At 66.3% G+C, this 24,944-nt stretch carries 23 protein-coding genes; 16 read left to right on the top strand and 7 right to left on the bottom strand.

The annotated features are described in order from the left end of the window. Positions 1-663 carry a Maf family protein gene (locus EV641_RS04820; protein WP_132470974.1) on the top strand — a complete coding sequence of 221 codons (663 nt, stop codon included), beginning with the start codon at positions 1-3 and terminating at the stop codon, positions 661-663. Continuing rightward, entirely contained in the window at positions 656-1,234 is a 579-nt protein-coding gene (locus EV641_RS04825) for a hypothetical protein (RefSeq protein ID WP_132470975.1), read from the top strand. The genes EV641_RS04820 and EV641_RS04825 overlap by 8 nt, the downstream gene beginning before the upstream one ends. Before the next feature lie 65 nt (positions 1,235-1,299). Here the strand turns inward: EV641_RS04825 and EV641_RS04830 are convergent, their stop codons facing one another. Further along, a complete protein-coding gene (locus tag EV641_RS04830) occupies positions 1,300-1,692 on the bottom strand; it encodes a group III truncated hemoglobin (protein WP_054714176.1) in 393 nt (130 codons plus the stop codon). Between the two features lie 62 nt (positions 1,693-1,754). Between EV641_RS04830 and EV641_RS04835 the strand changes: the two genes are divergently transcribed. From EV641_RS04835 to EV641_RS04860, 6 genes are all read left to right on the top strand, one after another. Beyond that, positions 1,755-2,648 carry a sulfurtransferase gene (locus tag EV641_RS04835; protein ID WP_054714173.1) on the top strand — a complete coding sequence of 298 codons (894 nt, stop codon included), beginning with the start codon at positions 1,755-1,757 and terminating at the stop codon, positions 2,646-2,648. Beyond that, positions 2,645-3,058 (top strand): SufE family protein, encoded by a 414-nt coding sequence (locus tag EV641_RS04840; RefSeq protein WP_132470976.1) that lies wholly within the window; start codon positions 2,645-2,647, stop codon positions 3,056-3,058. The genes EV641_RS04835 and EV641_RS04840 overlap by 4 nt, the downstream gene beginning before the upstream one ends. A 7-nt stretch (positions 3,059-3,065) precedes the next feature. Continuing rightward, positions 3,066-4,517 carry a condensation domain-containing protein gene (locus EV641_RS04845; protein WP_132470977.1) on the top strand — a complete coding sequence of 484 codons (1,452 nt, stop codon included), beginning with the start codon at positions 3,066-3,068 and terminating at the stop codon, positions 4,515-4,517. 120 nt (positions 4,518-4,637) lie between these two features. Further along, a complete protein-coding gene (locus EV641_RS04850; protein WP_132470978.1) occupies positions 4,638-6,431 on the top strand; it encodes an acetyl/propionyl/methylcrotonyl-CoA carboxylase subunit alpha in 1,794 nt (597 codons plus the stop codon). A 110-nt stretch (positions 6,432-6,541) separates the two neighbouring features. Then, positions 6,542-6,799: a hypothetical protein gene (locus tag EV641_RS04855; protein WP_132470979.1), complete on the top strand. Its 258-nt coding sequence runs from the start codon at positions 6,542-6,544 to the stop codon at positions 6,797-6,799. A gap of 38 nt (positions 6,800-6,837) precedes the next feature. After that, positions 6,838-7,212, top strand: coding sequence for a DUF1707 domain-containing protein (locus tag EV641_RS04860; RefSeq protein ID WP_132470980.1), 375 nt, complete (start codon positions 6,838-6,840; stop codon positions 7,210-7,212). A 3-nt stretch (positions 7,213-7,215) separates the two neighbouring features. On the opposite strand, the gene EV641_RS04865 is transcribed toward EV641_RS04860, so the two are convergent. Beyond that, positions 7,216-8,652: an FAD-dependent oxidoreductase gene (locus EV641_RS04865; RefSeq protein ID WP_132470981.1), complete on the bottom strand. Its 1,437-nt coding sequence runs from the start codon at positions 8,650-8,652 to the stop codon at positions 7,216-7,218. 159 nt (positions 8,653-8,811) lie between these two features. Here EV641_RS04865 and EV641_RS04870 point away from each other — a divergent pair, with 159 nt between their 5' ends. Then, the gene (locus EV641_RS04870; protein ID WP_132470982.1) at positions 8,812-9,222 is read left to right on the top strand and encodes a DUF1707 domain-containing protein; all 411 of its coding nucleotides are present in this window, start codon (positions 8,812-8,814) and stop codon (positions 9,220-9,222) included. Positions 9,223-9,294: 72 nt separating this feature from the next. Next, complete coding sequence (locus EV641_RS04875; RefSeq protein WP_054714187.1) at positions 9,295-9,618, top strand: VanZ family protein; 324 nt, start codon at positions 9,295-9,297, stop codon at positions 9,616-9,618. A 10-nt stretch (positions 9,619-9,628) separates the two neighbouring features. Here EV641_RS04875 and EV641_RS04880 read toward each other — a convergent pair whose 3' ends face one another. Further along, a complete protein-coding gene (locus EV641_RS04880) occupies positions 9,629-10,465 on the bottom strand; it encodes a tyrosine-protein phosphatase (RefSeq protein WP_132470983.1) in 837 nt (278 codons plus the stop codon). A gap of 54 nt (positions 10,466-10,519) precedes the next feature. Continuing rightward, positions 10,520-11,359, bottom strand: coding sequence for a tyrosine-protein phosphatase (locus EV641_RS04885; RefSeq protein ID WP_132470984.1), 840 nt, complete (start codon positions 11,357-11,359; stop codon positions 10,520-10,522). A 123-nt stretch (positions 11,360-11,482) separates the two neighbouring features. Between EV641_RS04885 and EV641_RS04890 the strand changes: the two genes are divergently transcribed. After that, the gene (locus EV641_RS04890; protein ID WP_132470985.1) at positions 11,483-12,715 is read left to right on the top strand and encodes an HNH endonuclease signature motif containing protein; all 1,233 of its coding nucleotides are present in this window, start codon (positions 11,483-11,485) and stop codon (positions 12,713-12,715) included. Between the two features lie 99 nt (positions 12,716-12,814). On the opposite strand, the gene EV641_RS04895 is transcribed toward EV641_RS04890, so the two are convergent. From EV641_RS04895 to EV641_RS04905, 3 genes are all read right to left on the bottom strand, one after another. Continuing rightward, positions 12,815-13,189, bottom strand: coding sequence for a pyridoxamine 5'-phosphate oxidase family protein (locus EV641_RS04895; protein ID WP_132470986.1), 375 nt, complete (start codon positions 13,187-13,189; stop codon positions 12,815-12,817). A 69-nt stretch (positions 13,190-13,258) separates the two neighbouring features. Continuing rightward, positions 13,259-14,596 carry an L-lysine 6-transaminase gene (lat, locus tag EV641_RS04900; protein ID WP_132470987.1) on the bottom strand — a complete coding sequence of 446 codons (1,338 nt, stop codon included), beginning with the start codon at positions 14,594-14,596 and terminating at the stop codon, positions 13,259-13,261. 69 nt (positions 14,597-14,665) lie between these two features. Beyond that, positions 14,666-15,115 (bottom strand): Lrp/AsnC family transcriptional regulator, encoded by a 450-nt coding sequence (locus EV641_RS04905; protein ID WP_132470988.1) that lies wholly within the window; start codon positions 15,113-15,115, stop codon positions 14,666-14,668. A 36-nt stretch (positions 15,116-15,151) separates the two neighbouring features. Here EV641_RS04905 and EV641_RS04910 point away from each other — a divergent pair, with 36 nt between their 5' ends. From EV641_RS04910 to EV641_RS04930, 5 genes are all read left to right on the top strand, one after another. After that, on the top strand, positions 15,152-16,657 hold the full coding sequence (locus tag EV641_RS04910; RefSeq protein ID WP_054717702.1) for an aldehyde dehydrogenase family protein: 1,506 nt from the start codon (positions 15,152-15,154) through the stop codon (positions 16,655-16,657). Between the two features lie 83 nt (positions 16,658-16,740). After that, a complete protein-coding gene (locus tag EV641_RS04915; protein ID WP_132470989.1) occupies positions 16,741-18,285 on the top strand; it encodes an AMP-binding protein in 1,545 nt (514 codons plus the stop codon). Next, the gene (locus tag EV641_RS04920; RefSeq protein ID WP_241996836.1) at positions 18,282-19,655 is read left to right on the top strand and encodes an FAD-linked oxidase C-terminal domain-containing protein; all 1,374 of its coding nucleotides are present in this window, start codon (positions 18,282-18,284) and stop codon (positions 19,653-19,655) included. The genes EV641_RS04915 and EV641_RS04920 overlap by 4 nt, the downstream gene beginning before the upstream one ends. Before the next feature lie 89 nt (positions 19,656-19,744). Continuing rightward, complete coding sequence (locus EV641_RS04925; protein WP_241996867.1) at positions 19,745-20,299, top strand: hypothetical protein; 555 nt, start codon at positions 19,745-19,747, stop codon at positions 20,297-20,299. A gap of 51 nt (positions 20,300-20,350) precedes the next feature. Next, entirely contained in the window at positions 20,351-24,943 is a 4,593-nt protein-coding gene (locus EV641_RS04930) for an ATP-dependent helicase (protein ID WP_199233139.1), read from the top strand. Position 24,944: the final 1 nt, after the last annotated feature.

Here is a 24,944-nt window from a genome sequence, read left to right on the forward strand (position 1 = left end):
ATGCCCCGTCTGGTCCTCGCCTCGGCGTCGCCGGCACGGTTGTCCGTGCTGCGCGGCGCCGGGGTCGAGCCGCTCGTACAGGTGTCGGAAGTCGACGAAGACGCGATCATCGCAGAACTCGGCCCGGACGCGGCACCGGAAGTCGTGGTCACGACGTTGGCCCGCGCCAAGGCCACGGACGTTCTGCACAAGCTGACCGCAGAAGGCCACACCCTCGAAGGCCACGACGATCTCGTCGTGATCGGCTGCGATTCGATGCTGCTGTTCGACGGGAAACTTCAGGGCAAACCCGGCACCGCCGAGGTGGCCCGAGCCCGATGGAAGCGCATGTCCGGGCACAGCGCGGAGTTGCTGACCGGCCACAGTGTGCTGCGTGCGCGCGGCGGGCAGATCGTTGCGCAGGCCGAAGACCATTCCGGCACAACGGTGCGTTTCGGCACCCCCTCCGATGCCGACCTCGAGGCCTACCTCGCGACCGGAGAGGCATTGCAGGTCGCCGGAGCGTTCACACTCGACGGCCTAGGCGGCTGGTTCATCGACGGTATCGAGGGCGATCCGTCGTCCGTGATCGGGATCGGTCTGCCGCTCGTCCGGAGACTCCTCGCCGATGCGGGGATCTCCGTCGCGGATCTCTGGTCCTCGAACCCCTCAGCGCATGAGTGACCGCGGCGCGTCGGAAGCAAGCTTCGAGCGCCTCCGACAGGAACCGTTCTTCGAGGTGGTCGTCGACCTGGTCGCGGGCTACCTCGCCACCGCATTCGACGATCCGCAATCGGTCGCGGGCGAGAAGTGGACGTTGAGTTGCCTCCCGACGACCAACGAGAAGGCCGGCATGACCCGACTGTTCTCGCTCGACGTCGGGCCGCTCGAGGTCGTCTACGTCGACCAGTACACCGAGGACGGCGAGACGGTCGACTACCGCACGGTGATGGTCACCTCGACCTCCGCTCTGGTGCGGCAGCTCGGATGTCCGCTCGACGAGCTTCTCCTGCGCTACCCGCTGCTGCGTTTCCGCCCGGTCGAGGATGCGTCCGCGGGAGGCGACGCCGTGGCGATCGACTGGTTCCTCTCCGACGAGGGCGCCGACGATCAGTTCTTCACGCTGCCACTCGACGAGTCCACCATCGGACCTCTGGCAGCGCTGCTGGCCGATAACGCCGACGGCCCGAGCCCCCGGCCCCACAACCGATGGTTCGCGCAGTATGTGCTCGACGCGCTGGAAGACGATGACTGAAATCCCTGCGATCGACGTGCTCTTCCGCATGCAGGTGAAGTCGACCCGCTGACCGCGGTTCTCGGTCACATCCCTGTCGTAGAGCGACGCAACGCCGTGACCATCGCATCTGCCTTCGACTTCGCGCGGTCGGCGTCGACGCCGGTGAACAGCTCGTCGACCGACTCGTGCCACAGCTCGCGCCAGCGCTCGAAACGCTCGGGGGTCAACCCGTATTTCCCGTGTAATGCGCGGTGAACGGGTGTGAACGAGCCCTCGTAGCGCGTCGTGCGGAAGAGGATCTGTTCCCAGAAGTCACCGACGACCACGAGGTGCTCGTCGAGTCCGACGATCGCGAGCACCTCGAAGACCGGGGCCAGCAGAGGATCCACCATGGCCTGTTCGTAGAAGTGCTTCACCAACGCGTCGATGTCGGCACGCGACGAGAGTTCGGTGCGGTGGGGTCGACTGGAGGTCACGCCCACCGAAGGTACCGCCTAGAATCGACGACGCACCTGCCACCACTGCCTCAGGAGCCCCTGTGCCCGTCGCGCCCGACCCCACCACCTCCTTCGCTGCCTATGCAGACCCCGGCCGCCTCGTGTCCTCCGAGTGGCTGTCCGCTCATCTGGGCCACCCCGAGGTCAAGGTCGTCGAATCCGACGAAGACGTGCTCCTCTACGACGTCGGACACATCCCCGGTGCGGTGAAGATCGACTGGCACCTCGATCTCAACGACCCGGTCACCCGCGACTACATCGACGGCGCTGCGTTCGCCGCGCTCATGGATCGCAAAGGAATCCGGCGCACCGACACCGTGGTGATCTACGGCGACAAATCCAACTGGTGGGCCGCGTACGCCCTGTGGGTGTTCACGCTGTTCGGTCACGAGGACGTCCGCTTGCTCGACGGCGGCCGCGACGCCTGGATCTCCGAGAACCGCGACACCACCCTCGACATTCCCGTCACCACGACGAGCGGCTACCCCGTAGTCGAGCGCAACGACGCGCCCATCCGGGCCTTCAAAGGGGACGTGCTCGACCACCTGGGCAGGGGCCCGCTGGTGGATGTCCGGTCTCCGCAGGAGTACACCGGCGAACGTACCCACATGCCCGACTACCCGGAGGAAGGCGCGCTGCGCGGCGGCCACATCCCCACCGCGGTGTCGATCCCGTGGGCGAAGGCCGCGGCACCGGACGGCCGATTCCGTTCACGCGCCGAGCTCGACGAGATCTATGCGGGTATCGGCAAGGACGACGACGTCGTCGCGTACTGCCGCATCGGTGAGCGGTCGAGCCACACTTGGTTCGTGCTGACTCATCTCCTCGGATACCCGAACGTGCGGAACTACGACGGCTCGTGGACCGAGTGGGGCAACGCCGTGCGCGTCCCGATCGCCAAGGGCGAGGAGCCGGGAGCCGTTCCCGCGTCATGAGCATTCCCGCACCGCTCGCCGAGATCGTCGACGACTTCGCCGCCGTCGAGGGCCAGGACAAACTGCAATTGCTCCTCGAGTTCAGCCGCGAACTGCCTCCGCTGCCGCCTGAACTCGAGGAAGCGGCGATGGAGCCGGTCCCCGAATGTCAGTCGCCCCTGTTCCTTTCCGTCGACGCCGCCGACCGGGCGCACGTGAAGCTGTATTTCAGTGCGCCCGCAGAGGCACCCACCACGCGTGGTTTCGCGTCGATCCTGCATCAGGGACTCGACGGGCTCAGCGCACAGGAGATCCTCGACGTTCCCGACGACTTCTACTCGGATCTCGGTCTCGCCGACGCCGTCAGCCCGCTGCGACTGCGCGGCATGAGCGCGATGCTTGCGCGCATCAAACGGCATCTGCGAGCCTGACGGTTCCATGGAGTTCACGGAACTCACCGACTACTCGATCCCGGCAGGGACCTTGACCGAGTGGTTGCCCTGCGCCGAGGAAGACGCGTGGCGCCAGGACCCGCGCCCGGCGTCGTACATCCACGAGGCGCACTTGCGCCGGTCCGCAGACCCGCGGTCCGGCGAAGGCCGGGAATCGTGGCTGGGCACCGCATTCGAGATCGCCGGTCCGATCGACACCGAGGTATTCGGTCGCGCCCTCCAACGGTGGATCGACCGTCACGAGCCTCTGCGCAGTCAGGCAATGTTCACGTCGAAGGGCAATCCGGCGAGCGCCCTGATCCGCCGGACGGCCCCACCCGGCAAGGTGGCGGTGCGGCGTGTCCAACATGATCCGGCCGATTCCGCCACAATCCGGACCCAGCTCCACTTGTTGTTCGACGATTACACGACGCCGCAGCTGTGGCCCGCGTATGTCTTCGCGACGCTGGCCCACGACTCCGCCGATCCCGAAGAGGAGTCAGGTGGGTCGGGCGCCTTCACCGTGTTCTTCGGAGCCGATCACTCGATCATCGACGGCTACTCGATCGTGCTGGTCGCGCATGAGATCACGGCACTGTACGAGGAGGAACGGACCGGCCGACCGGCCGATCTGTTCCCCGTCGGCAGTTACATCGATTTCGGGGCATCCGAGCGCGCCGACGTCCACGACATCGACGCCGACCACGAGGCGGTGCGGATCTGGCGCGAGACGCTGCGTGAGAGCGGCGGAGCGGTGCCCGGGTTCCCGCTGCCGATCGGGCGCCGCACCACCGGGACGACGCCCCAGAAGCGTCTGTCCGAGCGCTGGTTCGACAGCGAGGACGCAACCCGGTTCTCCGAACGTTGCCGAGATGCCGACGTCGGATTCTTCGCGGGTGTGCTCGCGTGCTTCGGCCAGGCCACGACAGACCTCACCGGAGCCGATCGCTTCCGCACCGTCGTTCCGTCGCACACCCGTACCGGGCCGATGTGGGCCGGGTCCCTGGGCTGGTTCGTCGGGTTGCGTCCGATCGATCTCGGCCTCGAAGGCTCCCCCGGTTTCGTCACCCTCGCGGGCCGCGCGGCGCAGGAGCTGCGTCGTACCCGCGCGAGCGCGCGCATTCCCTTCGACAAGGTCGGCGAGTTGCTCGGCGTGCCGATCCGCCCGCGATTCCTCGTGTCGTACATGGACGTCCGGTTCGTGCCCATGGCCGCACAATGGCCGGAAGCGAATGCGCGTGCGCTGCGGAGCCGCAGTTACACCCACGACGTCTACGTCTGGATCAACCGGACACCGGAAGGCATCAATGTCTCGGCACGATTCCCCGATAATCCCGAGGCCGCTGCGAATGTCCCGGAGTTCCTGGATCGAGTACGCGACCTGATGCGCCGGCTGAACACATCCGGGCCGTGGGCTCCCGACCTGGAGAACCACGAGCTCCCGGCTACTGGTCGGTAGCATTGTGGGTTCGACCGCGCACCGTAGTGTGTAGAGGCCATCCGGTTACATCGTCTATCCGATTGGCGCTTACACTGCCGACGACGGAAATAACCTAACGATCGATCAACAGGAGGCTCCGTGCCCAGTCATGCCAGCGCGCAGATCTCGAAGGTGCTCGTCGCGAACCGCGGCGAGATCGCTGTGCGGGTCATCCGAGCCGCCAAGGACGCAGGCTACGGAAGTGTCGCGGTCTACGCCGAACCCGACGCAGACGCACAGTTCGTGAAGCTCGCAGACGAGGCGTTCGCCCTCGGTGGCCAGACCTCGGCCGAGTCCTACCTGGTGTTCGACAAGATCCTCGACGCTGCGGCCAAGTCCGGCGCCGACGCGATCCACCCCGGCTACGGATTCCTTTCCGAGAACGCAGACTTCGCGCAGGCCGTCATCGACGCCGGCCTGATCTGGATCGGCCCCTCGCCGCAGTCCATCCGCGACCTCGGCGACAAGGTCACCGCGCGCCACATCGCTGAGCGCGCCAACGCTCCGATGGCCGCCGGCACCAAGGACCCGGTCAAGAACGCCGACGAGGTCGTCGAGTTCGCCAAGCAGTACGGCGTGCCCGTGGCCATCAAGGCGGCCTTCGGCGGTGGCGGTCGCGGCATGAAGGTCGCGCAGACGATCGAGGAGATCCCCGAGCTGTTCGAGTCCGCCACCCGTGAGGCCATCGCGGCCTTCGGTCGCGGCGAGTGCTTCGTCGAGCAGTACCTCGACAAGGCACGCCACGTCGAGGCCCAGGTCATCGCCGACCAGCACGGCAACGTCATCGTCGCCGGCACGCGCGACTGCTCGCTGCAGCGTCGGTTCCAGAAGCTCGTCGAAGAAGCTCCCGCGCCCTTCCTTACGGACGATCAGCGCGGACGCATCCATGCGTCCGCCAAGGCCATCTGCAAGGAAGCCGGCTACTACGGCGCCGGCACCGTCGAGTACCTGGTCCAGGGCGACACGGTCTCGTTCCTCGAGGTCAACACCCGCCTGCAGGTCGAGCACCCGGTCACCGAGGAGACCGCCGGCATCGACCTCGTTCGCCAGCAGTTCCGCATCGCCAACGGCGAGAAGCTCGAGCTCACCGAGGATCCGGCACCGCGTGGCCACTCCTTCGAGTTCCGTATCAACGGCGAGGACGCCGGCCGTGGCTTCATGCCCGCCCCCGGCCCCATCACCGTCTACAAGGAGCCGACGGGGCCCGGCGTGCGCGTCGACTCCGGTGTCGTCCAGGGCGACGTCATCGGCGGCCAGTTCGACTCGATGCTCGCCAAGCTGATCGTCACCGGCGAAAACCGCGAGCAAGCGCTGCAGCGCGCCGCCCGCGCCCTCGCCGAGTTCGAGGTCGACGGCCTCGCCACGGTCATCCCGTTCCACCGCCACATCGTCGAGAACCCGGCGTTCATCGGTGACGGCGAGAAGTTCGACGTCTACACCAAGTGGATCGAGAACGAGTGGGACAACACCATCGAGCCGTTCACCGGCGGCGGTGCAGCCGATGACGAGGACGAGGCACTGCCGCGTCAGAACGTCGTCGTCGAGGTCGGCGGTCGCCGCGTCGAGGTGTCGCTGCCCGGTCAGTTCTCGCTCAGCGGCAACGGTGGCGGCGCCGCAGGCGCGATCCGCAAGAAGCCGAAGGCACGCAAGCGCGGCGGCGCCGGTGGCGGCAAGGCATCGGGCGACGCCGTGACCGCTCCGATGCAGGGCACCGTCGTGAAGGTCGCGGTGGCCGAGGGCCAGGAAGTCGCCGAGGGCGACCTCATCGCAGTGCTCGAGGCCATGAAGATGGAGAACCCGGTCACCGCACACAAGGCCGGTGTCGTCACCGGTCTGTCGGTGGAGCCGGGCGCAGCCATCACCCAGGGAACGGTCCTCGCCGAACTCAAGTGATGACGCGCTGAGCCATCACGCACGCTGAACAGCATCGACGGCGCCCACCCCCACACCGGGGATCGGGCGCCGTCGCTTTCTCCACCTCACAGCATTTCGGAAGGCATCTGATGGAACCTGTCGAGATCAACGCCGGCAACTGGTACCTCCTCGCACGTGAGCTCGACGCGTGGGCCGACGACACCGCGTACGGCTGGTCTGTGAGTGAGTCGACGACCGCCGACGTGCAGGCCACCATCACGTTGCTGCCGGACGGCGCGTTGAGCGGGACCGCAATCGACGGACACACCGACGCGCTCGACGCTGCCCGCGCCGCAGTCACGAGATTTGCCACGGGAGGGCTCGGGCTGACCGTGCGCGATGCGTGATACGCACCGTCTCGCTCGAGTCCCACTACTCTGGGTATATGGCCGAACTGCCCGAGATCCGAATCGGCACCGCAGAGCGTGAGGAAGCGGTCGCGCTGCTCGGTGAGCACTTCTCGGCCGGTCGCCTGTCCCTCGTCGAATTCGACGATCGAGTCGCGCTCGCGACACAAGCCGTCACGCGGGCCGATCTGGTCCCGTTGTTCTCGGACCTGCCGTCGGCACCGTCGTTCCTGTACGAACCTTCAGCGGGAAACGTCGCCACCGACCTGCTGACGCTGGTTCCGTTCGCGCTCGCGGCACTGGTCATCATGGTGGCGGTCCGCCATCCGATCGCAATACTGCTCGGATTCGTGGTCCTGTTCATCGTCGTCAGGCGCGGAGTGCGACTGATGCGAGATCCCGGAACCGGGTGACCGTCAGGCCCTCGTCCCGGCGTCTCGTCCCGCTACGCGGCCGAACGCGAGGGCGTCACCGATGTGGAATCCGCCGTCTTTGCGCCAGCTGTAGGTGGAACTGATCTCGCCCGCAGCGTAGAGCCCCTCGATGACGTCACCCCGGGTGTCGAGAACACGCGCGCGTCCGTCCCGTCGCGGTCCGCCATTGGTCCAACCCAGCAGCGGAGTGACCTTCAGCGCGTAGAACGGGCCCTGCACGACCGGTCCGAGTGTGCCCGGATCGCGGGCGAAGTGGTCGTCGCGCCCTTCCGCACACGAGGTGTTGTAGCACTCGACGGTGCGCTCGAGTGTGGACGCGTCCAGCCCGATCTTCTCGGCCAGCACCTTGATCGACTCGGCACTCGTGATCGAGCCTTTCTCGACCTCGTCGCTGTTGTCGGCGCTCCAGCGCGAGCCGTTCATGAGGAGGTTCCATCCCACCGGCAGGACGTCGGGTGCCGGACTCAACGGACCGGCCGCGCGCATCTGCTCGTCGAAGATCAGGTGGAACGGCCGAAGCGGGAAGAGCTCGTGCGATCCTCCGCGGAGTGTGTGCCCGTGGCACGGAGGCGCGGTCTCGTCCACGAAGCGCCGACCGTCGTCCCCCACCCAGAGATAGTTGTGCGCGTTCCACAGTGCGAGGTAATGACCGACGCCTTCGGTATCGCGAACTCCGGTGATGCTCATCATGTTTCCCATGTGCCATAGATCGGCGCCCACCGCCTGCGCCATACGGTGGCCGTCGCCGGTCGAAGCAGGCGACCCCCACAGCACGTGATCCTCGATTCGTAGATAGTCACGCACCATCGACGTGTCGGCCTGGAAACCGCCGGTCGCGAGAACGACGCCGCCACGCGCACCGATACGTCGCGAACCGCTCACGCCGCCCACCTCGACGCCCACGACACCGCCGCTCTCGACGATCAGTCGCGTGGCCGGTGTGCCGAATCGGATCTCGATGCCGCGTTCGAGCAGCGCCGAGATCAGAAAGGCGTGCAGCAGACCGTTGCCCATGCGTCCTTCGATGGTGTCCATGCCTGCATACGAGTCGCTGCCCTCAACGGACAGGTACTCGGGGTCGGTGTGGTAGTCGCCGCTCATCGCGACGTCGGCGCCGAGTTCCTTCAACCACGTCGAGATCTCGGCCGTCTCGGTCGCCCAGGTGTCCACGACATCATCTGCGACGGGGAAGGACCCGCTGAGGGCGCGAAGGAAGATCCGCGCACGCTCCGGGTCTCGATTGACCCACCACCCTCCGCCGGACACGCGCGTGTTCCCCCCTGCACTGCCCTGGTCGCATTTCTCGACCACGAGAACATCGGCTCCACCCTGTTGCGCCTCGAGCGCCGCGGCCGAACCCGCGGCGCCGGACCCCACCACAACAACGTCGAATACTTCGTCGAACGCTTCGCCACTCACCTGGACCCTCTTTTCGCTACCGGTTCGAAACTCCACCGCGAATGGGTGTGACACGGATCATCTTCGGTGCGAATCCGATGCGGGCACGGCTTCCCGTCCAACGGGAGGAATTCGTCACGGCAGCGAACATGGAGTGCGGAAGTTGTGATCTAGGCTCTGATCATGGACTCCCCCGAAATCCGGATCGGCGACACCGAGCGGGCCCAAGCGCTGAATCTGCTGGGCGAGCATTTCAGCCACGGACGCCTCAACCTGTCCGAGTTCGAGGAACGCAGTGCGCAGGCCACGGCTGCGACCACGCGGGGAGAACTCGAAATCCTGTTCACCGACCTTCCCGCCGTAGCGGCAAACGCGCCGGACGCGGTGCAGGAGAAGGACACCGCGTCGGGCACGCTCGGGCATTGGCGAGAAATCGTGATGGGCCTGACGCCGCTTCTGGCCCTCGTGCTGTTCTTCGCGTTCGACACGTGGCTCTGGTTCCTTCTCGTTCCGGCCGTGTCGATCGTCCTGTATGCGGGCAGAAGTGACGACGAGGACGATGTGGACGACAAGCCCGAGAAGAAGAACTGACCTGTGCCTGATTCGTTCCGGCGTCGGCGTTCTTTCTCGCGTCTCGGCGCCTGGTACCGCGTTGTGCCGTTGATGCTCGCGACAATCACGATCACCATCATGCTGCTGACGCCCGGCGGTACGGTCCCCAGCGGACCTCCCCATACCGACAAGATCACGCACGCATTGATGTTCGCTGTGCTCGCGTACTGCTCTCGATACGCACGCCTCTCGCCGATCGTCACCGTGGCGTGGCTCGCGGTCTACGGCATCGTCACCGAAGTCCTGCAGGCCACGATCGCGGTGCGACGGTCCGGTTCGGTATGGGATTGGTGCGCCGATCTCGTGGGTGTTGCGATCGGCCTGGCGATCGCCGCCGCCGTCGGTCGGCGAGTTCGTGCCGGTCGGACGAAGTAGGCCACCGGCCCTATTCGACAGTTCGGGCGTTCTCGGTGTCGACCATCCGGGTACGTAATGCCTGCAGGCTGTCGTCGTCGAGGCCGAGACCCGACGCGAAGTACTCGTCGATCGTGCCGTAACGACGCAACGCCTCGTCGATGGCCGCTTCGAGGTATTTGCGCTCGACCCCGAGCAGCGGGACGAGCAGCGAGCGATCGCCGCCGAGCTTCTCGAAATGAACGAACATCTCCTCGAACTCCGGAAGCAGCAACTCGTTCGTCAACATGTAGTCGTCGAAGACAACTTCTTCTGTCGCACCCGCGAACATGAGCAGCGCCGCGGCAGCCCAACCGGTCCGGTCTTTTCCGGTGGTGCAGTGGATGAGCGCGGGTACGTCACCCAGCGCGATATCCAGGTACATCCTCCGGTACGAACGTTGTGCACTCGGCAGCGTGACGAGATCGCGATACGTCTCGAGGAGGTACTGCTCCCCCTTTCCACCAGCGAATCCGAGCGCTGCCCGGACTGGATCGGCCACCAGGTCGCCCATGGCAGCAGCAATCGACCCCGCATCCTTGTCCGCCAGTACATCGAGGTCGATACCCTTCGCTCCGGGTGGCAGCCGGTCCGGGGCCTGATCGCGTTCGTCCGCTGTCCTCAGATCGAACACGGTGGTGATCTTCAGCTCGGCGAGTAAGTCCAGATCGGTGCCGGTGACGCCACTCAGGTCGGTGGATCTGAATACCACTCCGGTGCGAACGACACCACCGAACGAACTGGCCCGGCCCCCGATATCCCGAAGATTGGCGAGCGAAGGAACTGCGAAAGCCGCCATACCGGGGCCATTGCCCACCGCATCGGTCATACGCACCAAGTTACCGCCGGCGAGGACATTCTGCGGCCGCTTGCGAGACGCGCGTCACTCTCTGACAGTCCGGTCCTCGGTGTCGATCATCCGGGTGCGCAATGCCTGCAGGCTGTCGTCGTCGAGCCCGAGTCCGGCTGCGAAGTACTCGTCTATCGTGCCGTAACGACGCAGCGCTTCGTCGAATGCACTCTCGAGGTAGGTGCGCTGAACCCCGAGCAGCGGGAGGAACAGAGCACGGTCTCCGCCGGCAGCTTCGAACCGGGTGAACATCTCCTCGAACTTCGGTAGCAGCATCTCGTTCGTCAACATGTAGTCGTCGAAGACATGCTGCTCGGTCGCGCCGGCAAACATGAGCAACGCCGCGGCGGCCCAACCAGTCCGGTCCTTGCCTGCGGTGCAGTGAATGAGCGCCGGAACATCACCGTGAGCGATACCTGTGTACAGCTCTCGGTACGAGGCCACTGCACTCGGCAACGTGATGAGCTCTCGGTAGGTGGCGAGCAGATGCTGCTCAGCACGCCCGTCTCCCAGGTGAGCCGCAGCGGCAACCGGGTCGGCAACCACGTCACCGAGAGATCCCGCGACCGAGCCCGTCGGGCGATCCGCGAGCACATCGAGACCGACGAGCTTCGCCCCCACCGGGAGCCGATCCGGACGCCGCTCGCGTTCCGCTGCCGTCCGAAGGTCGTACACGGCTGAAATCTGAAGCGAGGTGAGCACATCGATATCGGTGTCGGTGATGTCGGCCAGCGCCGTCGAGCGAAAGACCACACCGGTGCGGATGACGCCACCGAACGAGGTGGTTCGGCCACCGATGTCTCGAAGGTTGACGAGCGACGGAACGGCAAAGGTCGGCGCGACATCGGCTGCATTGTCCACGGCATCGGTCATGCCACACAAGTTACGCAACATGATCCGTTCGAGCAGCTTACGATCCCATAATTCACTTAACTATTCGATCATTTGTTCGATTTTAACCTTGTATATCGATCATATGTTCTATATAATCTGATCATGGGTGGGGAACTCTGGAAACTCGACGACACACAACTCATGGCCGAGACACTCGCCGTCTCCGCCGAAATCCACACCGCCCAGGTGCACCGGATGGATCTGATGATCGCGATGTTCGAACGCGACACCGTCACAGACCACGGCTACCGCAGCCCCGCACACTGGCTCGCCGCCGCAACCCACCTCGAACTCGGCGAATGCCACCGCATCGAATCACTGGCTCGTTTGCTGCGGCTGGAACCGGAAGTACGCACAGCATATTCAGCAGGGCTGCTCGATGCAGACAAAGCCCGCCAGATCGCCTACTTCTGCCAGCACTACCCCCGCACCATGAACCCCTGCGACTTCGACAAAGCCCGCACCATCCTCATCGACCACGCCAGCGAGAAGGTCGCCACCAAAGCCACCGTGCGCGCTCTGATCCGCCGACTCGAACACCTCTACAGCACCGGCGACGGACCACCACCCGGCGAAGACACCACGCGCAACGAACTGTTCGTCTCCACCACCCTGCACGGCCGCGTGGTCATCAAAGGCGACGTCGACGCCGTCACCGGCGCGCGACTACGGCATCTGCTCTCCCCGCTGGCGGCACCGAGGCCCGAGGTAGGTGGCGCCAAGGATGACCGGCCGGCCTCCAAACGCAACGCCGACGCCTTCGATCAACTCCTCCAGTACGTCGAAGCCGCCGGACTCGTCCCCGTCGAAGGCGGCGTGAAACCACACGTGACGATCACCGCCTCCATCACGGATCTGACGAAGAACAACGCAATCAAAGAACTCTTCGCAAACTCCCCAGAACAGGGATACGCGACCGAACCCTGGGCCGGACCGCTGTCGATCGACACCGCCCGGATGCTCGCCTGCGACTGTCACGTCACCCGGATCCTGCTCGACGAACACGGCGTGCCGTTGGCGCACGGCCGGACCCGCCGCACCGCGTCCGCCGCGCAACGCCGAGCGTTGACTGTCCGCGACGGCGGATGCGCCTTCCCCGGGTGTTCGACACCACCGGCGTGGGCGGATGCGCACCACATTCACCACTGGGTCGACGGTGGTGACACCGACCTCGACAACCTCGTGATGTTGTGCGGACATCATCACCGGTTGATGCATCACACCGAGTGGGAAGTCGAGATGACCGAATACCGTCGGCCGCAGTTCATTCCGCCCGCGAGCGTGGACCTGTTTCGGACACCGATACCGGGGAACAGACCGGATTTCGTCGTCTGACCCACACGCAAAGAGAACCGAGAGAACACAGCCACCGTCACCAGGGCACTCGTGTGTCCTGGCGACGGTGGCTGCCGTTGCTTCTAATTCCGCCTGCTTCTAATTCGCCAGTGGCCTGCAGTCGGCCTCACATCCGGGATTCGTCGCGGGATGCTCGGCAGTGGCGGGCCGGTGCAGCACTCCCGAAGTCGGCCGGACGCGCAGCTCCGATCCAGCCAGTTCCGCCTCCCCGTCGACGATCAACGAGTATCCGCCCGGTGTCGCCGGTGGGTACACAAGTGAGACGATCGGGTGCACCTGCGCGTTGGCACCCGTCCGGCGGCCCGGCTCGCCGATGCGGAACACACCATCGACGAGGGCCGGAGTCACCGCAACCGCGTGCGGCTTGGCGTCGGTCCCGGTCGTCAGCAGGTAGGCGTACCCGAAGTCGCCGAGCGCGGCGTCGAGTGCGTCGAGTTCGACCTTGATGCTCATGGCACCAAGAGTGCTCTCCATACGCTCTCCCGGTCAACGCCAGCACATCGTCCGGATCCACGCGCGATCTCAGACCACAGCGGCGAGAACCCTGTCGAGCGCCGCGATCGCCTCGTCGAGTTCGTCGAGGGTGACGGTGAGCGGCGGCCGGAAACGGATTCCGCGCTGCCCGGAACCGATCATGAGGACCTGTTCGTTGCGGTAGAGGTGAGCGAGTATCTCGTCGCGAAACTCTTGGGACGGCAACGTGATCGCGCACATCAGTCCGCGACCCCGCGGTTCGGTGACGACCGGGTGCCGAATCGCGAGCTGCTGCAGCGCCGCCAACAGATGCGCGCCGGTCGTTCGCGCGTGATCGACCAGTCCATCGCGCTCGATCACTTCGAAGATCCGACGGGCGCGCACCATGTCGGTGAGATTGCCACCCCAGGTGGAGTTCAGCCGTGACGACACCGCAAAGACGTTGTCGGGGACCTCGTCGAGTCGACCCCCTGCCATGATCCCGCACACCTGCGTCTTCTTGCCGAACGCAACGATGTCGGGCTCGATCCCGAGCTGTTGATACGCCCACATGGTGCCCGTCATGCCGACCCCGGTTTGTACCTCGTCGACGACCAGCAGTGCATCGTGCTCGCGACAGAGCGCCGCGATCGCTTGGAAGAACTCCGGTCGGAAGTGGTGATCGCCGCCCTCACCCTGAATGGGTTCGGCGATGAAGCATGCGATGTCGTGGGGATTGTCAGCGAACGCAGCACGTGCCTGCGCGAGCGCGCGCGCTTCGGCCTCGTCGACGGCACGCCCATCACACAGGTACGGAGCCTCGATGCGCGGCCAGTCGAATTTCGGGAAGCGATCGGTTTTGACAGGATCGGTGTTGGTCAGTGACATCGTGTATCCGGTGCGCCCGTGGAACGCTTCCGTCAGGTGCAGCACCTTGGTCCCGAGCGCGGGATCGCGACCGCGCGATTCGTTCAGCCTGCTCTTCCAGTCGAATGCGGCCTTGAGCGCGTTCTCGACGGCGAGGGCACCGCCGTCGATGAAGAACAGGTGCGGCAGTGCAGGGTCACCGAGTATCCGTGCGAACGCGTCGACGAACCGGGCCATCGCCACGGTGTAGATGTCGGAGTTGCTGGGCTTGTTGGCGGCCACCGCAGCGAGTTCGTCGCGGAGCGCGGGATCATCTGCCAGGTCGGGGTGGTTCATCCCGAGCGCAGACGACGCGAAGAATCCGAACATGTCCAGATAGCAGGTGCGGTCGCGTCGGTCGACGAGCCTCACTCCCCTCGAACCTTCGAGGTCGAGGACAAGGGGAAACCCGTCGGTCAGCATGTGCGACCTGAGGACGGCGTGTACCCGGCCGGGTGCCACGACTTCGGCACCGTCCCGATCACGGAATGCAGTGCTCATATTCGCGAGGGTACGCGACTTTTTACGGCTGATCCTCGATTTCGATTGAAGAACCAGGAGTCGATCCGGTTACTTTTCGTAAAATGTCTGCAGCACAACGGTGCTGCGAGTGGCAACATTCGCAGTGGCACGGATCTCCTGGAGGAGATACTCGAGTTCCCGCGGCGTCGCAACACGCACAAGCAGGATATAGCTTTCGTCGCCCGCCACCGAGTGACACGATTCGATTGCCTCGATGTGGCGCAGACGTGCGGGCGCATCGTCGGGCTGGGACGGGTCGAGAGGGGTGATAGCGACGAACGCCGACAGCATGAGACCGAGCGCCTCCGGGGCGACTTTCGCGGTGTATCCGCGAATCACGTTCCGAGACTCCAGTCTGCGCACCCGCGACTGCACCGCGGAAATCGACAGCCCGGCCTTCTCCGCAAGCACCGACAACGTTGCGCGGCCGTCCGCGACCAGTTCCCGCAACAGCAACCTATCGATCTCGTCCAGCGAGTCTTTCGAAGATTCCGACACCAGCGCAGGTTAACCGAGCGACAAAGGACCACACCGATGAATGCAACGGACAGTTTCAGCAATCGTGCACGCACCGCAGCGCAGAAGTGTGGCGCCACTCTGCCCGACGGCGGTGGCGCGCTGGTGGTCACCACACCCATCGACGGCACCGAGCTCGCATGCCTGGAACCACACACCGCCGCACAGATCGACGACGCGATCGGTTCGGCAGCACAGGTATTCGAGCGGTGGCGCGACGTCCCCGCACCCGTACGGGGACGACTCGTCCGCCGGTTCGGGGACCTGCTCGTCGAGCACAAACACGATCTCGCCGAGCTCGTCACGCTCGAGGCCGGAAAAATTCCGTCGGAGGCGCTCGGCGAAGTCCAGGAGATGATCGACGTGTGCGACTTCGCTGTGGGCCTCTCGCGGCAGCTCTACGGGCGCACGATGCCGTCCGAGCGGCCCGGTCACCGTCTGATGGAGACGTGGCATCCCCTCGGTGTGGTCGGAGTGATATCCGCGTTCAACTTCCCGGTGGCGGTGTGGTCGTGGAACACCGCGATTGCGCTGGTGTGCGGCGACCCGGTGGTGTGGAAGCCCTCCGAGACCACTCCACTGACCGCGCTCGCGTGTGACGCGCTTCTTCGCCGCGCCGCCGCGGACGTCGATGCCCCCGCCGATCTGCACCATGTCCTGATCGGCGACGCCTCGGCAGGCGAAGCACTCGTCGACGATCCCCGGGTGGCGTTGGTCAGCGCAACCGGTTCGGTCCCGATGGGACGGATCGTGGCGCCCCGAGTCGCCGCACGGTTCGGTCGCTGCCTGCTCGAACTCGGTGGCAACAACGCCGCAATCGTCACCCCGTCGGCGGATCTGGAGCTGACCGTACGGGGAGTCGTGTTCGCCGCGGCCGGTACTGCCGGGCAACGCTGCACGACGATGCGCAGGTTGATCGTGCATCGTTCCGTTGCAGACGATCTCGTCGCGCGCCTCGCGTCCGTGTATGCCGGGCTCCGGGTGGGAAACCCGTTCGACGACGGCGTCCTCGTGGGACCGCTGATCTCGCCGCGCGCCTACGACGCAATGCGCTCGGCTCTCGACCGCGCCGAACTCGACGGCGGCATCCTCGTGGCGGGTGGGCAACAGGTGGGGGTGCCGGGCGGCGGCGTATACGTCTCCCCCGCCCTCGTACGCATGCCCGCCCAGACCGAGGTGGTGCGCGAGGAGACCTTCGCACCGATCCTCTACGTGCTCCCCTACGACGAATTCGACGAAGCGATCGCGCTGCACAACGGTGTTCCCCAAGGGTTGTCGTCGTCGATCTTCACCACCGATCAGCGCGAGGCAGAGCGGTTCCTGGCGCGCTCGGACTGTGGGATCACCAACGTCAACATCGGCACGTCGGGTGCCGAGATCGGTGGTGCGTTCGGCGGTGAGAAACAGACCGGTGGCGGCCGTGAGTCAGGCTCCGACTCGTGGAAGGCCTACATGCGCCGCGCCACCAACACGGTCAACTACTCGGACGAACTTCCGCTCGCACAGGGGGTCGAGTTCGGGTGAGAACACCCTGAGTAGCGGCACCCGAACGCGACACCGGAACAGGCACTGTGGCGCACGCCACAACCTGTGGTAGACCATGGTGCATGTACCCAGGTAACTTCGTCGCCACCACACCGGACAAGCCCGCCATCGTGCGCCCTGCCACCGGCGAGTCACTCACCTACCGGCAACTCGACGAGAACTCGATCCGGCTCGCGAAGTACCTCCGGGAACTCGGACTGAAACCTGGTGATCACATCGCGCTCATCTCCGACAACGACCTGCGCGTGATGGAGGTGTATTGGGCGGCACTGCGCTCGGGCCTGTACATCACCGTCGTCAACTGGCACCTCACCGCGCACGAGGCCGCCTACGTGGTCGACGACTGCGGAGCAAAGGCCCTGATCGTCTCCGCACATGCCGCCGGCGCGGTGGACATGTCCACCGACGCGTATCCCAACGTGGAACACCGCCTCGTGTACGGGGGCGAGCTGACCGGGTTCGAGGACTACGCACAGGCCGTCGAGCGCTTCGACACCGCACCTCTCGAGGATCAGCCGCGCGGCCAGGACATGCTGTACTCGTCCGGTACCACCGGCCGCCCCAAGGGCATCAAGCCGAAGTTGCCCGACGGACAGGTCCAGGACATCCCCGACCCCTACACGGCGGTGTTCGCCCCGATGTACGGTTTCGACTCGGACACGGTGTACCTGTGCCCCGCCCCGCTGTACCACGCTGCGCCACTGCGGTTCTGCGGCACCATCCAGTCGGTAGGCGGGACCGTGGTCCTCATGGACCGGTTCGATGCCGAAGAGGCACTCGCGCTGATCGACCGGTACGAGGTCACCGCCAGCCAGTGGGTTCCGACGATGTTCGTCCGCATGCTCAAACTTCCCGAGGAAACCCGCACGAAGTACGACGTGTCCACTATGAAGGTCGCAATCCACGCAGCAGCCCCGTGCCCGCCCGAGATCAAGCGAGCGATGATCGAGTGGTGGGGACCGGTGATCAACGAGTACTACGCCTCCACCGAAGGCTCCGGTGCGACCTTCATCAACTCCGAGCAGGCCATTGCTCGTCCGGGTTCGGTCGGACATGACGGCGTGATGGGACATGTCCGCATCTGTGGGGAGGACGGTCAGGAGCTGCCCACCGGGTCGATCGGGACCGTGTGGTGGGAACGCGACGAGCGTCCGTTCGAGTACCACAACGATCCGGAGAAGACCGAGAAGGCAACACATCCCGACCACCCGACGTGGACGACGAGCGGCGACATCGGATATCTGGACGCTGACCGGTTTCTGTATCTCACCGATCGCGCGGCGTTCATGATCATCTCGGGTGGGGTGAACATCTACCCGCAGGAATCCGAGAACGTCCTCACACTGCACCCGAAGGTGTTCGACGTCGCAGTCATCGGTGTGCCGAACTACGAGTTGGGCGAGGAAGTCAAAGCCGTCGTGCAGCTCGCCGAGGGCGTCGAGCCCGGGCCCGAGGTCGAGCAGGAATTGCTCGAGTACGTCCGGTCCAAGGTGTCGAAGTTCAAGGCTCCGCGCAGCATCGACTTCTCCGATGATCTGCCCCGCACCCCCACCGGCAAGCTCGTCAAGCACAAGCTGCGAGCCCGGTACGCTCCGGCAGTGTCGTGACGTCGTCCAGCGTGGATCCGAGCACCCTGGCCGGGCAACTCCCGGCCGGGGTTCTCGTCACCGATCCCGACATCCTCGCCGGCTACCGGCACGATCGCGCGTTCGACCCGGATGCGGCCGTGCCACTCGCTGTCGTGCGCGCGACCTCCACCGCGGACGTGCAGGCCACGCTGCGATGGGCGCACGAGAACCGTGTCCCGGTGGTGCCCCGCGGGGCCGGAACGAGCCTGTCCGGCGGCTCGGGCGGTCTGGCCGGCGGACTCGTGCTCAGCACCGAGAAGATGCGCGACATCACGATCGACCCCGCCACACGCACCGCCGTCGCACAACCTGGTCTGCTCAATGCCGAGGTCAAGGCGGCCGCAGCCGACCACGGCCTGTGGTACCCGCCGGATCCGTCGTCGTTCGAGATCTGTTCCATCGGCGGCAACGCCGCAACCAATGCGGGCGGGCTGTGCTGCGTCAAGTACGGGGTGACCTCCGACTACGTGCTCGGGCTCGAGGTGGTCCTCGCCGACGGCACCGCGGTACGACTCGGAGGCCCCCGGCTCAAGGACGTCGCGGGCCTGTCGCTGACGAAACTGTTCGTGGGCAGCGAGGGAACCCTCGGAGTCATCACCGAAGTGACGCTTCGCCTGCTCCCGCCGCAGCCACCTGCGTCGACCATGGTCGCGACCTTCGGGTCGGTGGAGTGCGCGGCCGATGCCGTCATCGCGATCACCGCGACCCTCCGTCCCGCAATGCTCGAGTTCATGGACCGCACCACGATCAACGCGGTCGAGGACGCACTGCGGATGGACCTGGACCGCGGTGCCGAGGCCATGCTGATCGCACGGTCCGACGCCCCGGGTGCGGCCGCGGCACACGAGATCGAGGTGATGGTCCGCGCATGCCGGGATGCCGGGGCCCACGACGTGTTCGACACGTCCGACCCCGACGAAGGCGAGGCGTTCACAGCGGCGCGGCGGATGGCAATTCCCGCGGTCGAACGCCTCGGGAGCCTCCTCCTCGAGGATGTCGGAGTGCCGTTGCCGATGCTCCCCGCACTCGTCGCGGGAGTTGCGGAGATCGCCGACCTCAACGCGGTGACGGTTGCGGTGATCGCGCATGCCGGAGACGGAAACACCCACCCGCTGATCGTCTACGACCCCGCGGACGAGAAGATGACTGAGCGAGCACACGCTGCCTTCGGTCAGATCATGGACCTCGCGATCGACCTCGGTGGCACCATCACCGGGGAGCACGGTGTGGGCAGGCTCAAGAAACCCTGGCTACCCGCTCAGGTGGGCCCCGACGTCATGGCGTTGACCCGCCTGATCAAGAACGCCCTCGATCCCCGTTCGATCCTCAACCCAGGGGCTGTCCTGTGACGAAGAGCCAACCGACCGACCCCGCGACCAGCCCTATCCGCACCTCGGTGCCGCCGTGGCAGAGAACACGCCATAATCGGGGCGTGAACATGCGTACGCCAGAGTCCGGTACCGATCTTCCGCTGCGCGATACCCGGTATCGGGAGCTCGAGCTCTACCCCGAGTTCGACTTCGTCACCGCCTGGTTGCGCGACTACGTCCGCTCGACGATCGACAATGCACGCATCAGCGAACGCGAGTACTGGTCCGTCGTGTGTCTGCCCTCCGTCGGTGCATCGGACGAGGGCCATCGCATGATCAGTGTCCATGCCGGTGACCAGGAAATTGCGTGCTTGTACGTCGACACCAGCATCCGCGAGGACAGGCGGGTGGGCGGCTTCGTGACTGTCGACACACGCGTCCTCGAGCAGTCGTGCGGCGCCGATATCGACCGGATCACCGCAAGCTCCTCGGCACTGAGCGTCCACCGTAGCGGCGAGCAGGTGTCGATCGGGTGGAGTGAGACGCCGGCGAGTCGCGAGCAATTCGATGCGCTCCCATGGCGACCCGCAGCGCACGAACTCGTCCGCCGGTTGATGCAGAACGGCAGGAACTACTGGGCCGATGCGCACTGCCCGCAGCTCGCCATGTTCGCTCTGGAGTAGAGGCGCCGCGTAGTTCGCGAACCTGTCGGACGTCGGGTGCACCATGGAGTGGTGACCGACGTCCTCGCCCGTTTCTCCGCTCCCACCCGGGAGTGGTTCGACGGCGCTTTCGACGCACCCACACCCGCCCAGCTCGGCGCCTGGGATGCGATCTCGTCGGGTGCGCATACTCTCGTCGTCGCACCCACAGGTTCGGGTAAGACACTGTCTGCGTTCCTGTGGTCACTGGACAGGCTCGCTGCACGCCCCGAGACAACCGATGCCCCGCGCGAACACCGCACCCGGGTGCTCTACATCTCTCCCCTGAAGGCGCTCGGGGTCGACGTCGAACGCAACCTCCGGTCGCCGCTCGTCGGCATCACGCAGACCGCGAAACGGCTCGGATTGACGCCACCCGAGATCACCGTGGGTGTCCGCTCGGGCGACACCTCGCAGGCCGACCGCCGCAAGCTTGCCCGCACTCCCCCCGACATCCTCATCACTACCCCCGAGTCGCTGTTCCTCATGCTCACCTCGGCCACCCGCGAGAGCCTCGCCGGCGTCGAATCGGTGATCGTCGACGAAGTGCACGCTGTCGCCGGAACCAAACGCGGCGCGCATCTGGCACTGTCCCTCGAGCGTCTCGACCTGCTGTTGCCGAAGCCCGCGCAGCGAATCGGGCTGTCCGCAACCGTGCGCCCACGCGAAGAGGTGGGGCGCTTCCTCGTCGGCGGCGCACCCATCCGGATCGTGGCCCCACCTGCAGTCAAGACCTGGGACCTGACCGTCCAGGTTCCCGTCGAGGACATGACGGAGCTGGGCGTGTCAGGGGCGAGCGAAGCGACGGGGAGTTTAACGGGCGTCGGAGGCGCTTCGGAGTCACCGACTCCGCAGGCCGGATCCATCTGGCCGCACGTCGAGGAACAGATCGTCGATCTCGTCACCGCTCACCGTTCGACGATCGTGTTCGCGAATTCGCGGCGACTGTCCGAGCGGTTGACGGGCCGGCTCAACGAGATCTACGCCGAACGCACCGGCAGCTCCGTCGACCGCGAGGCCGCACCACCCGCGCTCCTGGGTGCGTCCACCGAGGTGACCTACGGCGCCGAACCCGTCCTCGCCCGTGCCCACCACGGTTCGGTGAGCAAAGACCAACGAGCTCTCATCGAAGACGACCTGAAGTCGGGCCGGCTGCGCTGCGTCGTGGCGACCTCGAGCCTCGAACTCGGTATCGACATGGGCGCGGTCGACCTCGTCATCCAGGTCGAGGCACCACCGTCGGTGGCGAGCGGGCTGCAGCGAGTCGGCCGTGCCGGGCACCAGGTCGGTGAGACCTCGCGCGGAGTGCTGTTTCCCAAGCACCGCACCGACCTCATCCATTGCGCCGTCACCGTCGAGCGGATGGTCGCCGGACACATCGAGGCCCTGCGGGCCCCGGCAAACCCTCTCGATGTCCTCGCGCAGCAGACGGTGGCGGCAGCCGCACTCGAACCCATCGGTGTCGACGACTGGTTCGACACCGTCCGGCGGAGCGGGTCGTTCGCGTCCCTGTCGCGGGGTGTCTTCGAATCGGTGCTCGATCTGCTCTCGGGCCGCTATCCGTCGGACGAGTTCGCCGAACTGCGCCCCCGTGTCGTGTGGGACCGCACCGACGGCACGCTGACCGGCCGGCCCGGAGCGCAACGCCTCGCCGTCACCTCAGGCGGAACCATCCCCGACCGTGGCCTGTTCACCGTGTACATGGTGGGCGAGAAGAACACCCGTGTCGGGGAACTCGACGAGGAGATGGTCTACGAATCGCGGGTCGGCGATGTGTTCGCGCTCGGCGCGACGAGCTGGCGAATCGAAGAGATCACGTTCGATCGGGTGCTCGTGTCCCCCGCGTTCGGCCGCGCCGGGCGGTTACCGTTCTGGCACGGAGACAACCAAGGCCGCCCTGCCGAGCTCGGCGCGGCGCTCGGTGCGTTCATCCGCGAGCTCGGCCACGCGGCGCCCGACGACGCCGGCGCGCGATGCCGGGCCGGTGGGCTCGACGACTACGCGACCGCGAATCTGATCGGCCTCCTCGGCGAGCAACGCACAGCCACCGGCCAACTCCCCACCGACCGCACCCTCGTCGTCGAGCGTTTCCGCGACGAACTCGGCGACTGGCGTCTCGTCCTGCATTCCCCGTTCGGTCTGCGCGTCCACGCACCATGGGCACTCGCGGTCGGGGCGCGCCTGCTCGACCGCTTCGGCATCGAAGCTCATCCGTCGCCGTCCGACGACGGCATCATCGTCCGGCTGCCCGACACCGAGGACGACCCACCGGGCGCCGACATCTTCGTCTTCGACCACGACGAGATCGAAGATCTGGTTACCGAGCAGGTGGGTGGCTCGTCCCTGTTCGCGTCCCGGTTCCGTGAATGTTCGGCGCGCGCGTTGCTGCTGCCGCGGCGCAACCCCGGCAAGCGAGCACCGCTGTGGCAGCAGCGGCAGCGTTCCGCGCAACTGCTCGATGTGGCCCGCCGGTACCCGAGTTTCCCGATCCTGCTCGAGACGGTGCGCGAATGCCTGCAGGACGTCTACGACCTCCCCGCGCTGCGTGAGCTTCTCGGCCGTCTGGCGCGGCGGCAGATCCGGCTCGTCGAGGTCGAGACCCCCACGGCGTCGCCATTCGCGACCTCGCTGCTGTTCGACTACGTCGGCGCGTTCCTCTACGAGGGCGACAGCCCGCTCGCCGAGCGGCGTGCGGCGGCGCTCTCCCTGGATTCGACGTTGCTCGCCGAGTTGCTCGGCCGGGTCGAGCTGCGCGAACTCCTCGACGCCGACGTGATCGATCAAGCCGAGCTCGAATTGCAGCGCCTGGTGTCGGAGCGGCGCGCTCGGGATGCGGAGGGGGTCGCGGATCTGCTGCGTCTGCTGGGGCCGCTGACCGACTCCGAACTGCGGGAGCGCAGCACCGACGATCCGGGTCCGTGGCTCGCCGACCTGTCGGCGCAGCGACGCGTGCTGCAGGTGTCCTACGCGGGCGAGAAATGGTGGGCTGCAATCGAAGACGCATCACGTCTGCGTGATGCTCTCGGTGTGCCCTTGCCTATCGGAGTGCCCACGGCGTTCGTCGAACCGGTCGCGGATCCGCTCGGCGATCTCGTCGCCCGTCACGCCCGGACGCACGGGCCGTTCACTTCGGAGGCGGTGGGGGCCCGCTTCGGTCTCGGCACTGCCGTCGTCGAATCCGTTCTGCAGCGGTTGACCGACGAGAGGCGCGTCACCTCGGGTGAGTTCCGTCCCGGCGCCACCGGACCCGAGTGGTGCGACAGCGAGGTCCTGCGCCGTCTGCGTCGACGCTCCCTGGCCGCGGCACGCCACGAGGTCGAGCCGGTGAGCACCGCGACCCTCGGCCGGTTCCTGCCCGACTGGCATCACCTCGGGCGGGGACCGGGCGCGAGCGCACTCTACGGTCTCGACGGTGTCGCGGCCGTCGCCGAGCAGATCGCGGGTGTACCCGTCCCCGCGAGCGCCCTCGAACCGCTGATCCTCGCGCCGCGCGTGCGCGACTACTCACCCGCCATGCTCGACGAGTTGACGTCGAACGGCGAGATCGTCTGGTCCGGTGCCGGCTCGATCTCAGGGAAAGACGGCTGGATCGCGCTGCATCCCGCCGACCTCGCTCCCGCCACGCTCGCACCTGCCGAGGACATCGAGATGACCGGTCTCCACCGGGCGATTCTCGAGTCCCTCTCAGGTGGCGGCGCATACTTCTTCAGGCAGCTCGGAGATGCGGTGAAAGCGCTCGAACCGGACGCCACCGACACGGCTCTGGCTGCAGCGATGTGGGATCTGGTGTGGAGTGGGCACATCGCCGGCGACACGCTCGCACCGTTGCGCGCCCTCATCGGCGACACGTCGCGCGCCACGCCGGCGCACCGCACGCCGCGGAGGGCTCCCCGCGCCCGCATGTACCGGGCGCGTCCGGTCGTTCCGTCGCGGTCGGGGCCGCCCACGGTGGCCGGCCGCTGGTCGCTGCTGCCCGAGCGCGACACCGATCCGACGGTGCGGGCACACACCACCGCCGAGCTGTTCCTCGAGCGGTACGGGGTGGTGACCCGAGGTGCCGTGACGAGCGAATCCGTTCCGGGTGGTTTCGCGCTCATGTACAAGGTGCTCAGCCGATTCGAGGAGACAGGTCGGTGCCGGCGGGGGTATTTCGTCGATTCGCTCGGCGGAGCTCAGTTCTCGACTCCCGACGTGGTGGATCGGCTGCGCTCGTTCTCCGATTCCCTCGAAGGTCGCCACACCCGCACCGAGGCGGTGACGCTCGCCGCGTGCGATCCCGCCAACCCGTACGGTGCCGCACTCCCCTGGCCGAAAGCCACGGCGGAGACCGCAAACACGTCGAAGCATCGGCCGGGACGGAAAGCGGGTGGCCTTGTGGTGCTGGTCGACGGCAGTCTCGTGATGTTCGTCGAGCGCGGTGGGCGGACCCTGCTCACCTTCACCGACGATCCCGGACGACTACGCACCGCGTTCGCGTCGCTCGCCCACACCGTCAAGAACGGTGGCGTCGACAAGATCGTCGTCGAGAAGATCGACGGCGCCTCGATCCACGGTCATGTCCTCGCGGAACTGCTCGGCGAGGCCGGGTTCTCCGCGACACCACGCGGGTATCGGTTGAGGTCCTGAC

Origin of the sequence: Rhodococcus sp. SMB37 (genome assembly GCF_004345605.1) — a bacterium.
GTDB lineage: Bacteria > Actinomycetota > Actinomycetes > Mycobacteriales > Mycobacteriaceae > Rhodococcus.

Bases quoted from the DNA above. Each gene is read 5' to 3' on its own strand.
- EV641_RS04840 (WP_132470976.1), top strand. From the start codon at position 2,645: ATGAGCATTCCCGCACCGCTCGCCGAGATCGTCGACGACTTCGCCGCC.
- EV641_RS04895 (WP_132470986.1), bottom strand. From the start codon at position 13,189: ATGAGCATCAAGGTCGAACTCGACGCACTCGACGCCGCGCTCGGCGAC.
- EV641_RS04890 (WP_132470985.1), top strand. From the start codon at position 11,483: ATGGGTGGGGAACTCTGGAAACTCGACGACACACAACTCATGGCCGAG.
- EV641_RS04845 (WP_132470977.1), top strand. From the start codon at position 3,066: ATGGAGTTCACGGAACTCACCGACTACTCGATCCCGGCAGGGACCTTG.
- EV641_RS04855 (WP_132470979.1), top strand. From the start codon at position 6,542: ATGGAACCTGTCGAGATCAACGCCGGCAACTGGTACCTCCTCGCACGT.
- EV641_RS04875 (WP_054714187.1), top strand. From the start codon at position 9,295: ATGCTCGCGACAATCACGATCACCATCATGCTGCTGACGCCCGGCGGT.
- EV641_RS04885 (WP_132470984.1), bottom strand. From the start codon at position 11,359: ATGACCGATGCCGTGGACAATGCAGCCGATGTCGCGCCGACCTTTGCC.
- lat (WP_132470987.1), bottom strand. From the start codon at position 14,596: ATGAGCACTGCATTCCGTGATCGGGACGGTGCCGAAGTCGTGGCACCC.
- EV641_RS04880 (WP_132470983.1), bottom strand. From the start codon at position 10,465: ATGACCGATGCGGTGGGCAATGGCCCCGGTATGGCGGCTTTCGCAGTT.
- EV641_RS04860 (WP_132470980.1), top strand. From the start codon at position 6,838: ATGGCCGAACTGCCCGAGATCCGAATCGGCACCGCAGAGCGTGAGGAA.
- EV641_RS04915 (WP_132470989.1), top strand. From the start codon at position 16,741: ATGTACCCAGGTAACTTCGTCGCCACCACACCGGACAAGCCCGCCATC.
- EV641_RS04910 (WP_054717702.1), top strand. From the start codon at position 15,152: ATGAATGCAACGGACAGTTTCAGCAATCGTGCACGCACCGCAGCGCAG.
- EV641_RS04820 (WP_132470974.1), top strand. From the start codon at position 1: ATGCCCCGTCTGGTCCTCGCCTCGGCGTCGCCGGCACGGTTGTCCGTG.
- EV641_RS04925 (WP_241996867.1), top strand. From the start codon at position 19,745: ATGCGTACGCCAGAGTCCGGTACCGATCTTCCGCTGCGCGATACCCGG.
- EV641_RS04825 (WP_132470975.1), top strand. From the start codon at position 656: ATGAGTGACCGCGGCGCGTCGGAAGCAAGCTTCGAGCGCCTCCGACAG.